This is a genomic window from Sphingomonas olei (assembly GCF_045369765.1).
GTDB lineage: Bacteria > Pseudomonadota > Alphaproteobacteria > Sphingomonadales > Sphingomonadaceae > Sphingomonas > Sphingomonas panaciterrae.
In genome coordinates this window covers 26,855-38,657 of record NZ_JBIQEU010000017.1, presented here as the reverse complement: position 1 = coordinate 38,657, position 11,803 = coordinate 26,855, and the positions used below count along the sequence as shown (strand labels likewise).

The window sequence follows — 11,803 nt, the reverse complement described above, 5'->3', positions numbered from 1 at the left end:
CCGTGTCCCGGATAGGAACGCAGACCGTAACGGCGGGACGGCAGCCCTGGCGATCGGCCGCACGCCGTATCCACCTGTGGCTGGGGCTAACGATCGGATTGCTGTTCGCCGTGATCAGCCTTACCGGATCGGCGCTGGTCTTCTACGTCGGCATCGACGCGGCGCTGCATCCCGAAACGCAGGTGGAGCAGCGGGCACCCGCGCCGGGCTGGACGTCGCCAGTGTGGGATCGTGCGCTGGCGACGGCGCACGCCGCACGCTTCGATCCGGCGGGCAAATGGTCGTTCGAGGTGACGGACATCGGCGGCGCGATCCCCGCGCGCTATTATCCGCCTGTTTCGGGTGCCGTGCGCCACCCGCCGCGGCTGATGGTGTGGTTCTCCGCCGATGGCAGCCGCATCCTGCGGGTCGCGCCGTGGGGCGGCTATCTGATGAGCTGGCTCTACGAACTGCACATGCATCTCCTCGCGGGGGACGTCGGCGCGCAGGTCGTCGGTTGGTCGGGCGTCATCATGCTGGTGCTGCTGTTGAGCGGCTTGATCGCCTGGTGGCCGCGCGGCTCGTGGCGCAAGGCGCTGGCGTTACGTCGCAACGCACCGCCGATCCGCCGCCTCAACGACATCCACCGGCTCGTCGGGGTGGGAAGCGGCGGCTTGCTGCTGATCCTTGTCGCGTCTGGCGTCATCCTCGCACTGCCGGCGGTCAAGGCGGCGCTGCTGTCGCCCGCGGCGGTGCCGGAGCCGCCAGCGATCGCAGGCAGCGGACCGGCGCTGCCGATTACCCGCGCGCTGGCCGGCGTCCGTGCGGCAGTGCCCGATGCCCGGCTCGCCTTCATCGACGTGCCGGGCGATCCCGCCGTGCCGTATCGCGTCCGCATTCAGGTGCCGGGCGACCCGCACCGCCGCTTTCCCGGCAGCTATGTCTTCGTCGATCAGCGTAGCGCTGGCATCGTCGCGTTGCACAATGTGCGTGACGGCGGTCTCGGCACCGCGATCAATGCCTGGGTGCGCCCGCTGCATGATGGATCAGCCGGCGGGGTCGTCGGCCGCATTCTCGCGGTTCTGATCGGCCTGGCGCCCACCGCGCTGTTCGTCACCGGCCTGTTGCGCTGGCAGCGCCGGCGTGGTCGTTCGGCGGACCCGGCACAGTGACCATCCGCATCAACACGGGATGGCGCCCGCCTCGCAAACAGGCGTAGGCTGGCGCGGTTGGCGTTCGGCCGACGCGGCGAAGAGCGGATGGACCATCTCGGCTGGGCGCCATGGCTGATCCTGGTGGCGGTCTATACCGCAGTGGTGGTGCGCGCCGTGCTGCTGGAGCGGCGGGAGCCTTATGCCCGCGCCGCGTGGCTGCTGCTGCTGGTCGCGTTGCCGACGATCGGAACCATACTCTACCTGTTGTTCGGCGAGCCATGGGTGTCGCCGCGCCTTCGCCGCCGCACGCGGCTCGTCCACCGCGCGCTGGTCGAGCACGCCCCGCCGCCAGCCCTGGACCCGCCCTCCGCGGTGGCACGCAACGCGTTTCGTACCTGCGAGACGGCGAGCGGCTGGCCATTGTCGACCGCGACCGCCCCCTGGGTGGCGCCCGATGCCGACAGCGCGATCGACCGCGTCGTCGCCGATATCGATGCTGCCCGGTCGAGCGTGCATCTGTCCTTCTACATATGGCTGACCGACCATAACGGCTCACGCGTAGCCGATGCGATCTGTCGCGCGGCGCAGCGCGGCGTCACCTGCCGCATCGTCGCGGACGCGATCGGCTCGCGCTCGCTGATCCGCTCGCCCCAATGGGCAGCGATGCGCGCGGCGGGCGCGCGGCTATGCGCCTCGCTCACGGTCCCCTGGGGGATCGGCTTCCTCGCCGGCCACCGCACCGATCTTCGCAACCATCGCAAGATCGCGGTCATCGACGGCCGCATTGGGTGGTGCGGCAGTCAGAATTGCGCCGACGCCGCCTTCCTGCCCAAGCGCCGCTTTGCTCCCTGGGTCGATATCCTCTTCCGCTTCGAAGGACCGGTGGTCCGCCAGGCGGAACTGATCTTCGCTTCGGCGTGGATGGTTGAAACGGGGGAGGACATGCCCGCCGTGTTCGCGGACCAGCCGCCACTCACGCCGCGTCACGGCTATCCCGCCATCGCGGTCGGCACCGGCCCCCTGTCCCCCGCCTCCACCATGACCAACATTTTCGCCGCGGTGCTCGCGGCCGCCGAGCATCACGTGGTGATCACCACGCCCTATTTTGCGCCCGATCCCCCGCTGCTCGACGCGATTGTCGCCGCCGCGCGCCGCGGGGTGGACCTCAGCATCATCTTCCCCAACCGCAACGACAGCTTCATCACCGGCGCGATCAGCCGGGCCTATTACCCCGTCCTCGCCCGGGCCGGTGCGCGCATCTTCGAATTTCGCGGCGGGCTGCTCCACGCAAAGACACTGGTGGTGGACGGAGCATTGATGCTGGTGGGATCCGCCAACATGGATCGCCGCAGCCTGGACCTCAATTTCGAGAACAACATGTTGATCCAGTCGCCCGAGCTGGCCGAGGCGGTCAGCGCGCACCAGCGCCGCTGGCTGGCGGATGCGATCGAGATTTCCCCCGGCGGCGTCACCGCCCGATCGCTGCCGCGCCGCTTCTTCGATAATCTGCTGACGATGGCGGCGCCGCTGTTCTGACGCATAGGGCGGGGGAGAGCGGCGGCTTTCCCGCCCCTCTCCCGTCCCATCAGAAATGGACGTTCGCCCCCATCAGGAACGCACGGCCCACCAGCCCCTGGTAATAGGTGTTGAGCGTCCCCGCTCCTGCCGTCGCCGGGAAAGGGACGCCCCGGTCGGTCACATTGTCGATGTTGAAGCGGAAATCGAAATTGTCGCTCGCACGGATGATGATCGCGGTATTCCAGATCGCGTAGCTGCCGATCCCGCGGAACTCGCGCGTGGTTGGCGTATCGGTCGCGTTGAACACCGCCGGGCCGGTATATTGCACCTGGTTGAACCAGCTGATCGGCCCGCGATCCAGCGTCAGATTGACGTTGAAACGGTCGATACTCTGGCCGATCTCTCCTCGATCGCTAACCCAAGGGGTCGCCGAGTTGATCTGGTTCTCCTGCTTTATCAGATGCTGGTAATTGACGGTGGCATTTACCCCGATCTCGCCAAATGTACGGCGATAGCTCGCCTCGACGATCACTGCCTCAAACCGACGCCCGCCCTGGTTGATGAACGGCTCATCCAGCGTCAGCACCTGGCCGAAACTTTCGCCCGGCGTCGTATCGCGGGTGATCAGGCTGCAATAGAAATTGTCCGGATAATCAGTTGCGTCGTAGCAGCCGCTCAGCACGTCGGTCGCACTGGACGATACGATGGTGTTCTTGAGGTTGATGTTCACATAATCGGCGGACAGCGCAAACCCGGGCAGGAAGCGGGGCGTCAGGACCCCGCCGACGGTCCAGGAATTGGCCTTCTCATTCTGCAGTCCGCGATTGCCCAGCACGGTGATCGGCACGGTGACCGAGTTGATCAGCGACGAGAAATCCGTCGGTAGGCCGGCCGCCGCGCAATTGGCCTGGCGCACCGCCGGGTTGGGCCCGCTGGTCAGGTTCTGGGAATCGCACGGATCAAACCCGCCATCGAACGCCGGCTGGTCGGCGGCGAACAATTCCGTCACCGCCGGCGCGCGGATCGCGCGGGTGTAATTGCCCCGCACCGCAAAGCCGTCGACCGGCGCCCAGCGGCCGCCCGCCGTCCAGGTGAAATCACCGCCGGCGACCGAATTGTCGACATACCGGCCCGCCGCGTTGATCTCCAGCTGGTAGATCAACGGGATGTTCTGATCCGGCCCGATCAGCGGGGCGCGGAACTCCCCGAACACTTCGTTGGTGGTGTACGACCCGCGCACCGGAAGGATCGGGATCGAGCGGCCCAGCGCCTCGGTGTAGAATTCATCGGGCGAGAAGCGGGAGAATTCGCGGCGGTTCTCATAGCCGACGGAAATCGCGAAATCGCCGCCCGGCAGCTTGAACACCGGCCCGGTCAGCGTCGCCAGGAAATCGCGCTGCGAGGTGATCGCCTCGGTCCGCGCATTGGTGGTCACATAATCGCGCGCCGCCTGGCTCGGTGCGCCGCTACCGAACAGGTTCAGCGGCGCGCAGGTGGTGGAGATGGTGCCGTTATATTGCGGCACATTGGGCGGCGACGCCGGGTTGCTCGGGTCCGGGTTGAACGGCAGGCAGACGATATTGCCATTGGCGTCGAAGCCGGCGTTCAGCGCCCGCCGCAGGTTTGGCTCCACCAGCGAGGGCTGGCTCGACCGGCTGTTGGTACGGCCGTAATTGGCCGACACTTCCCAGTTGAACACCCGCTCGCCGAGCGAGAAATCGCCGCGCAGCCCGCCGACGAAGCGGTACATTTCCTGATCCAGCCGCGCCACGCCGGAGACGATATCGGTATTGGCGCGCCCAAGGTAGAAAACGTCCGTGTCGCCCGCGGGCAGCCCCGCCGCCGTCAGGTTCTGCACGATCAATGCCCGCGCCTGCGGCGTCAGGAACGGATTGTTCAGCGGGATGATGAAATTGCCGTTGACGTCAAAGGCGCCTGGGTCGCTCGCGCTGAAGAAGGCCGTGTTGTAAACCGGCTGACCAGCGAGATTGGTGGCCTTGTTCCGGGAATACCACGCCTCGCCGAAGGCGGTGATCCGGTCCGAAAAGTCAAATTTCGCCAGCGCCACCGCGTTGAACCGGTCATCCTTCACGCGGGCGTTGGTGATGTCGGCGAAGTTCAGGTTGTCACCGCCCAGAAACGTGGTGGGGTCCTGCGTCGGAGTTCCGATGTTGAACGGCACCAGATTGCTGTTGCGATCGAAACCCAGGATCTGGCCCGCCGCATTGCGGACAACGGACGTCGTGCCGCCCGCGGTGGCCGGGACCAGTCGCGCGGCATCGCGGATGAACGGAATGCCCGCCGGGGTTCCCAGATAGGTGCGCGTGTTTTCCACGAGTATCTGGTTGAAGGGCGACTGACCTGTGAGCTGCCCCCTTCTGAGTGGTCCATTGACTATGACAGTCTGGATCAAGGAAGGGACGACGAATGCCTGCCAAGAAGCACAAGCCCGAGGAGATCATCGGGAAGCTGCGTGAGGTTGAAATCGTGCTGGGCCAGGGCGGGACGACCGCGGAGGCATGCCGGCGGATCGCGGTCAGCGAGCAGACTTACTACCGCTGGCGCAAAGAGTATGGCGGCCTGAAGACGGATCAGGCTCGGCGGATGAAGGACCTGGAGAAGGAGAACCTGCGGCTGCGCCGTGCGATCTCCGACCTCACACTGGACAAGCTGATCCTGCAGGAGGCGGCACGGGGAAACTTCTGAGCCCCGCACGGCGTCGGCGCTGCATCGATCAGGTGAAGGAGACGCTGGATGTATCCGAGCGACGCGTGTGCCGCGTGCTCGGGCAGCATCGGTCGACGCAGCGCAAGGTGCCGTGCGGGGCAGATGACGAACAGGCGTTGACCGAGGACATCATCGAGTTGGCCAAGCAATACGGGCGCTACGGTTATCGTCGGGTGACCGCGCTGTTGCATGCTGCTGGGTGGTCGGTGAACCACAAGCGCGTCGAACGCATCTGGCGTCGTGAGGGGCTGAAGGTGCCACAGAAGCAACCTAAACGTGGCCGGCTTTGGTTAAACGATGGCTCGTGCGTCCGGCTGCGACCCGAATATCCGGGGCATGTCTGGGCATACGACTTCGTCGAAGGGCGGACGCATGATGGCCGTAAGTTTCGCATCCTCACCATCATCGACGAGGCGAGCCGCGAGTGCCTGGCGCTGATCGTTGCGCGCCAGCTCAAGCATGAGGACGTACTGGCAGCACTTGCCGAGCTGTTCATTGCTCGGGGCCCGCCGGCGCACATCAGATCGGACAATGGCAGCGAGTTCATCGCCACCGCGGTCCAGAAATGGCTCGGGCAGGTCGGCGTGAAGACGCTCTACATCGCGCCGGGCTCGCCTTGGGAGAACGGCTATAACGAGAGCTTCAACGGCTCGCTGCGCGACGAGCTGCTTAACGGCGAAATCTTCTACAGCCTCGCCGAGGCAAGGGTGCTGATCGAGGCGTGGCGGCGTCATTACAACACCGTCCGGCCGCACAGCAGCTTGGGCTACCGCCCACCGGCACCAGAAGCGGCGACACCACCATTGTCGGTCTCCGGTTCCGCTTCGCTCCACCTCCGCCCGACAATGGCGGCGGAGACGACAATGCACTAACTATTTACCCGGACCACCCGGTGGGGGCTGCTCACAGGCGCCTGCTAACGCGCGCCAACCACTCCGGTCAGACAATCAGCCATGGTGCGGCCTTTCGCTTGGATACCCCTGTGGCACCCCTTTGATACCGACTGGTATAGAAATCGGTTCAGGCTGCGTCAAGCAGCTTTCTGTACCAGGTGGTATTTCTTATCGCAAGAGGAGCCGGTCGCGGGTCGCAGCCTTTGCGGACAAGCGACGGACCGACCGCCCCTTGGTGCTTGAGCACGTCGACTTAGCCTGCCGAGACCGGCATCTGGATGAGGTTCAGGAAGGTCATCGCCACCGCGCCATCCTGATTGGTCACCGTCATGCGCATCGTCAGCACGCCGCGGTCGGGCTTGCTGCGCGAGACGGCGATGTCGACCACCTCGCGCGTGATCGACAGAACGTCGCCCGGGCGCACGGCCGTCCGCCATTGCAGGTCATCGACCTTCAGCCCCAGCATCGGCGTGTCGCCGAACGGCGCCGTGTCGACGAAATCGCGCATGACGCGGGAGGCGACATGCCAGCCGCTGGCGATCAGCCCCCCGAACCGGCCCGCGGCCGCAGCCTCCTTGTCGACATGCATCGGCTGGGGGTCGAATTCCTCGGCGAAGCGGATGATCTCCGCCTCGGTGAGCGTGATCGGGCCACCGGCCCAACGCTGGCCGATCTCAAGGTCGTTCAGGTACAGCGACGGTCGCAACACGGGGTTCCTCTGTTGCCGGGGCAGCGATCGGGCACCCGGGCGGGTGCCTGTGCGCAATCAGACGCCCCAAGCCAAGGTGGATTGGCGGCAAAAATTGCGATCCTGGACGTCCTCAGGCCGGGCGCGCTCAGGCCAGACGTACTCAGGCGGGGCGGTCGCCCATCCGTTCGCCCAGGCGCACGCTGCGCTCCGGCGCCCAATTGGGGTTGAAGGCGATCACACCGGGGCGGAACAGCATGACGATCGTCGAGCCGAGCAGGAAACGGCCCATTTCCTCGCCCTGCTTCAGCACGATGTTCTGGTCATCATAGCGCCATTCGGAGATGGCCCGCCCGCGCTTGACATTGACCACCCCGTGCCAGACGGTCGCCATGCTGCCGACGATGGTTGCCCCGACCAGCACCATGACGAAGCGGCCGTGCTGCGCCGAATCGAACACGCACACGACGCGCTCGTTACGGGCGAAGAGGTTGGGCACCCCGCGCGCGGTGACCGGATTCACCGAGAACAGCGCGCCGGGGACGTGGATCATCCGCACCAGCCGGCCGCCGCACGGCATGTGGAGGCGGTGATAGTCCTTCGGCGACAGGTAGAGATTGGCGAAGCTGCCATGCCGGAACTCGGCCGCCAGCGCCGCATCGCCGCCGACGAGCTGCGTCGTGGTGAAGCGATGCCCCTTGGCCTGGACGATATGATGGTCGTCGATCGCGCCGAACTGGCTGATCGCGCCATCGACCGGGCAGACGAAATCCGCCTGGGCGATCGGCCGGACGCCGGGGCGCAGCGGGCGGGTGAAGAAGTCGTTGAACGTGGCATAGCCGGCGACGTCGGGGTTCGCCGCCTCGCTCATGTCGACGCCGTAGCGTGCCGCGAACAGCCGGATCAGCCGCGTCGTCACCGCGCCGCCCTTCATCCCGGCGACCCGCCCGGCGAGCGTCGTCAGCCCCTGTTTGGGGAGGGCATATTGCAGCAGCACTTTGAGGCGATCGGTCATGGCTGCCGCTATAGGCGTGCTTGGGTCGGATTGTCAGGCGAGCAGATGCTCGACGCGGTAAAAGCGTGCGGCAGCGCCGGCGAACAATTCGCGTTTCTCGTCCGCGCTGGCGCCCTTCGCGATCAGCTTGAAGGCGTTCCACAATGTACCGTAGTCGGCGCCCCAGCGGTCGACCGGGAAGTTGCTTTCGAACATCGCCCGCCGGGCGCCGAACGCGTCGATGGCGGTTTCGACATAGGGGCGGAACAGATCGGCCAGCCGCGCCGCGCTGGTCCGCGTCTCCGGGCCCAGCTCCCCCAGCTTGCAGAACGGCATGGCGAGGCCACCGAGCTTGATCGTGACATTGGGGCAGGTCGCGAGTTCCTCGATCGCCCCCTTCCACGCGGCGAACCGGTCATCGTGCCGCCCGGCATAGACGCCGAGGCCCAACGGCGTGCCCACATGATCGAGCACGATCGGCTGGTCGGGAAAGGCGCGGGCAAGCGCCGTCACTTCCCCGATCTGCGGCTCCAGCACCCAGGCGTCGAACGTCAGCCCGCGTTTGCCCAGTTCGGCAAACCCCTCGCGAAAGCGGGCATCGGCATAAAGCGCGGGCGGCGCATGGCCGAGCGGGCCGAGCACCTCGGGATCGGCATCATGCGCGCCAATGTGGCGGATGCCGCGGAACCGGCCGTTGCCCGCCGCGATCTCAGCATCCAGTACCGCGCCGACCTCCGCGCCCAGCGTCAGGTCGGCCTGTCCGACGATGCCGGCGCAGGCGCGGAACGGGCCATAGATGCCGCTTGCCGCGCGCGCCGCGACGCCGTTGACGAATTCCACCTCGCCCACCGGCTTCATCTCGGCCGGCCCGTCCGCCCGGTAGAAGGCGCCGCACTGGAGGAAGACGGTGCCGATCACATTATGCCCGCTGTGCCGGCAATCGCGCAGCAGCTCCTCGAACAGGTAGCGCGGGCTCTGCTTCACGATCGCGCCGAAGGGATGGTCGCTGTCGCGCGGCGGGTTCGGGGTGAAATCCCACAGATGATGGTGCGGGTCGATGATCGGCAGATCGGGTTCCAGCACGTCCTCGGTCATCATCATCCCCTCTCCCACGTCGCGGCGCCCCATCTCCCCGCGATCCGGGTGTGTTCCTGCGTCAGCGTCGAAGGGAGTGTGGCACCAAGCAGGGGCGGTAGGAAGTCACCTGTCGGCGGGGGCGGATCCCAGCAGCCGGCGAAGCGTCGCGCGCGGCATGCTGTCGCCGTCCGCCTGCCAGCTGGTCGCCACCGGCTTGCCGGTGCGGTCGAGCACGACGATGCCGGGCAGCGCCTTTCCGCCCAGCCGGCGAAGTACCGCGTGGCGCGCGCGATCGCACGGCAGCAGCAGCCACGGCATGCGGCTGGTGCGGGCATAGTCCAGCGTCGCGGCGCAACTGGCGTCATCGCCGACGAACAGCATTTCGATGCCGCGCGCGCGCAGCCGGGGATAGGCAGCGATCAGCTCGGGGACGAAGGCGCGGCACGGCCCGCACCAGCTTGCCCCATAATAGACCGCCAGCATGCGCGTGCCCGCAGGCACGGTGGCGCGGGTGACGCGTCCACGATCGAGCCGCTCGAACGCGCTGCCGGCGGTCCGCGCCAGCGTGTCGTCAGGCCCCGCGCCGATCACCAGCCACGCCAAGAGCGGCAGCAGCAGCCTAGAGGCGCGCATTGATCCGCACGAAGAAGGTGCGCGGCAGGCGCGGGCCATAGACATAGTCGCTGTCGCGCCCCGCGCCGACCTCCAGGTCGCGCTGGCGGGCGTCGGTCAGATTGCGGATGCCTAACGTCACGTCGATTTCCGACCCGTCGTCGCGCATCGGAATATGGCGCGTCGCGGTCAGATCGAACACCAGGAACGGGTCGCTGTTGCGAAGCTCCGCCAGGCGGTTGTTCAGCACCGGCATCGACCCGGTGTAGCGCGCCGCGAGAAAGGCGTCGAAGGATGGCGTGACGCGCCACATGACCTGCCCGACCCCGGTCAGCCGCGGCGATTTCAGGTAACGCCGGGTGGCAATCTGCGTCGCGTCATCGTCGAAGATCACCTGCGCCGCATCGTAGCGCGCGTCGATATAGGCGCCGCCGATGCTGGCGTTCAGCGTCGGGGTGAAGCGATAGGTCGCGCTCATTTCCGCGCCCAGCACGCGGCTGCCCCCGGCGTTGGAACGGACGCGAAACAGGCTGCCGTCCGCCCGCTCGCGGATTTCGCCGAGGAAGAAGGTATCGCGCAGCTGCGTCCAATAGGCCTGCCCGTCGAGCGTGAAGGCGCCGTCGCGCCACGTCGGCCGCCAATCGAAGCCGACCGCGACACTGCGCGCATGTTCGGTGGTGAGGCCGGGCGCGTTGACGATGCGGATGGGCTCAGCGCCCAGCACGTCGACGTGAATGTCCTCGCTGAACACCTCCGGCGCGCGGTAGCCGGTAGAGTAATTGGCGCGCAGCACCAGTTGCGGGCTGGGCGAGGCCCACAGCCCGATGCGCGGTGAGACGATCACGTCGTCGATCTCGGAATTCTTGTCGAGCCGCGCCCCCAGCACGAGGCGCAGTCCCTCGCTGAGCGACCATTCGTCCTGCACGAAGGCGCCGAGCGTGCTGAAGCGATCGTCGACGATCGTCGCGAGCCGCCGGCCATCGGCATCCTCGCCGCGATCGACCACCTTTTCGCTGCGGATCTGCACCCCGCCGAGCACGGCGTGCGCGCCCGCGCGCGTCTCCAGCCGCAGCTCGCCATAATGGAAGGTGTCGCCGGTGCGGCCATATTGGGTGCGGCTGGCCGCCTCCGCTTCCGCCAGCGCGACCGGGTCATAGCCGGGGGCATCCGGGTTCGTCTCCACCTCCCCCAGGCCGCCGTAGAAGCTGCGCCGGTTGAGCACCGACAGGGCATAGGTGCCGACCAGCCGCGTATCGGCGCCGAGCTGCTGCGTGACGCTGAGCGAGCCGCGATGCACGTCGCTGTCGATCTGCTCGGCGATGTTGGCGAGGTGCGCCGGCCGGTCGAGCAGATTGCCACCGCGCCGGTCCTCGCTCGTGAACTGGTAATCGAACGCGACGGTGGTCGCCGCGCCGGCCGCCCATTCGCCGCGCGCGCCTGCGGTGATCAGCTTGCGACGGGCAAGCTCGGTATAGCCATCATCGTTGAGGTCGATCCCCGGGTTGTGATCGCCCTGCGCGAAGAGGTTCACGAACCCGCCGGCAAAGGTCTTGGCCACCATCAGCGAGCCGAAGGCGGTGAGCTTCCGGTCCACCCGCTGCACGTCGAGCGCGGCGCGGATACCGTCCTTTTCAGGGCGCATCGGCACGACGTTGACCACGCCCGCAACCGCGCCCGGGCCGTAGAGGACCGACGCGCCGCCCTTCACCACCTCGACCCGGTCAACCAGCACCGCCGGGATCTGCTCCACGCCATAGACGACGCCGACGCCGGTCATCAGCGGCAGGCCATCGAGCAGGATCTGGTTGTACGCGCCGGACAGGCCGAGCAGCTGGATCTCGGTCGTGTTGCAATTCTGGCAATTGCTCTCCGTCCGCGCGGCGGGAAGGAAATCGAGTGCGTCGGCCAGGTTGCGCGCGCCCGACCGCTCCAGCACCGCCGCCCCGATCACATCGGTCCTGACCGGCGCCTCGCGCATGGTGCGCGGGGTGCGTGTGCCCGTCACCACGATCTGGCCGTCGCTGGCACCCGGCGCAGGGGCGTCTGCCGGTCTCCCCTGCGAATCCCCTGCCGCGGCCACGCCTCCTAACACCAGGGCCAAGGTCACACCAAGCATCAAACCTCCTGCTAAGAGAGTTAGCCACTGCTAAATACGTTGCCC

The 11,803-nt window shown here is 67.0% G+C and carries 9 protein-coding genes; 3 read left to right on the top strand and 6 right to left on the bottom strand.

Translation table 11 applies throughout. The features are described 5' to 3' along the window. Positions 1 to 2: 2 nt before the first annotated feature. Positions 3 to 1,151, top strand: a complete 1,149-nt coding sequence (locus ACH0BU_RS14805) for a PepSY-associated TM helix domain-containing protein (RefSeq protein WP_500264250.1) — start codon at positions 3 to 5, stop codon at positions 1,149 to 1,151. Between the two features lie 57 nt (positions 1,152 to 1,208). Further along, positions 1,209 to 2,669 carry a cardiolipin synthase gene (gene cls, locus ACH0BU_RS14800; RefSeq protein ID WP_500264249.1) on the top strand — a complete coding sequence of 487 codons (1,461 nt, stop codon included), beginning with the start codon at positions 1,209 to 1,211 and terminating at the stop codon, positions 2,667 to 2,669. Positions 2,670 to 2,718: 49 nt separating this feature from the next. Here cls and ACH0BU_RS14795 read toward each other — a convergent pair whose 3' ends face one another. Beyond that, on the bottom strand, positions 2,719 to 4,986 hold the full coding sequence (locus tag ACH0BU_RS14795) for a TonB-dependent receptor domain-containing protein (protein WP_500264248.1): 2,268 nt from the start codon (positions 4,984 to 4,986) through the stop codon (positions 2,719 to 2,721). A gap of 92 nt (positions 4,987 to 5,078) precedes the next feature. On the opposite strand from ACH0BU_RS14795, the gene ACH0BU_RS14790 reads away from it, so the two are divergent. After that, a protein-coding gene (locus tag ACH0BU_RS14790) for an IS3 family transposase (RefSeq protein WP_152680168.1) occupies positions 5,079 to 6,250 on the top strand; the annotation gives its coding sequence in 2 pieces (ribosomal slippage) (positions 5,079 to 5,343 and positions 5,343 to 6,250; 1,173 coding nt in all). Between the two features lie 274 nt (positions 6,251 to 6,524). On the opposite strand, the gene ACH0BU_RS14785 is transcribed toward ACH0BU_RS14790, so the two are convergent. From ACH0BU_RS14785 to ACH0BU_RS14765, 5 genes are all read right to left on the bottom strand, one after another. Then, positions 6,525 to 6,980 (bottom strand): MaoC family dehydratase, encoded by a 456-nt coding sequence (locus tag ACH0BU_RS14785; protein WP_197075251.1) that lies wholly within the window; start codon positions 6,978 to 6,980, stop codon positions 6,525 to 6,527. Between the two features lie 142 nt (positions 6,981 to 7,122). Then, complete coding sequence (asd, locus tag ACH0BU_RS14780) at positions 7,123 to 7,974, bottom strand: archaetidylserine decarboxylase (RefSeq protein WP_500264247.1); 852 nt, start codon at positions 7,972 to 7,974, stop codon at positions 7,123 to 7,125. 33 nt (positions 7,975 to 8,007) lie between these two features. Beyond that, a complete protein-coding gene (locus tag ACH0BU_RS14775; protein ID WP_500264246.1) occupies positions 8,008 to 9,081 on the bottom strand; it encodes an amidohydrolase family protein in 1,074 nt (357 codons plus the stop codon). Between the two features lie 72 nt (positions 9,082 to 9,153). Then, positions 9,154 to 9,663 carry a thioredoxin-like domain-containing protein gene (locus tag ACH0BU_RS14770; RefSeq protein WP_500264245.1) on the bottom strand — a complete coding sequence of 170 codons (510 nt, stop codon included), beginning with the start codon at positions 9,661 to 9,663 and terminating at the stop codon, positions 9,154 to 9,156. Next, positions 9,650 to 11,758 (bottom strand): TonB-dependent receptor plug domain-containing protein, encoded by a 2,109-nt coding sequence (locus ACH0BU_RS14765; protein WP_500264244.1) that lies wholly within the window; start codon positions 11,756 to 11,758, stop codon positions 9,650 to 9,652. The genes ACH0BU_RS14770 and ACH0BU_RS14765 overlap by 14 nt, the downstream gene beginning before the upstream one ends. Positions 11,759 to 11,803: the final 45 nt, after the last annotated feature.

Coding starts and splice junctions, on each gene's coding strand:
- asd (WP_500264247.1), bottom strand. CDS start 7,974: ATGACCGATCGCCTCAAAGTGCTGCTGCAATATGCCCTCCCCAAACAG.
- ACH0BU_RS14775 (WP_500264246.1), bottom strand. CDS start 9,081: ATGGGGCGCCGCGACGTGGGAGAGGGGATGATGATGACCGAGGACGTG.
- ACH0BU_RS14770 (WP_500264245.1), bottom strand. CDS start 9,663: ATGCGCGCCTCTAGGCTGCTGCTGCCGCTCTTGGCGTGGCTGGTGATC.
- ACH0BU_RS14765 (WP_500264244.1), bottom strand. CDS start 11,758: ATGCTTGGTGTGACCTTGGCCCTGGTGTTAGGAGGCGTGGCCGCGGCA.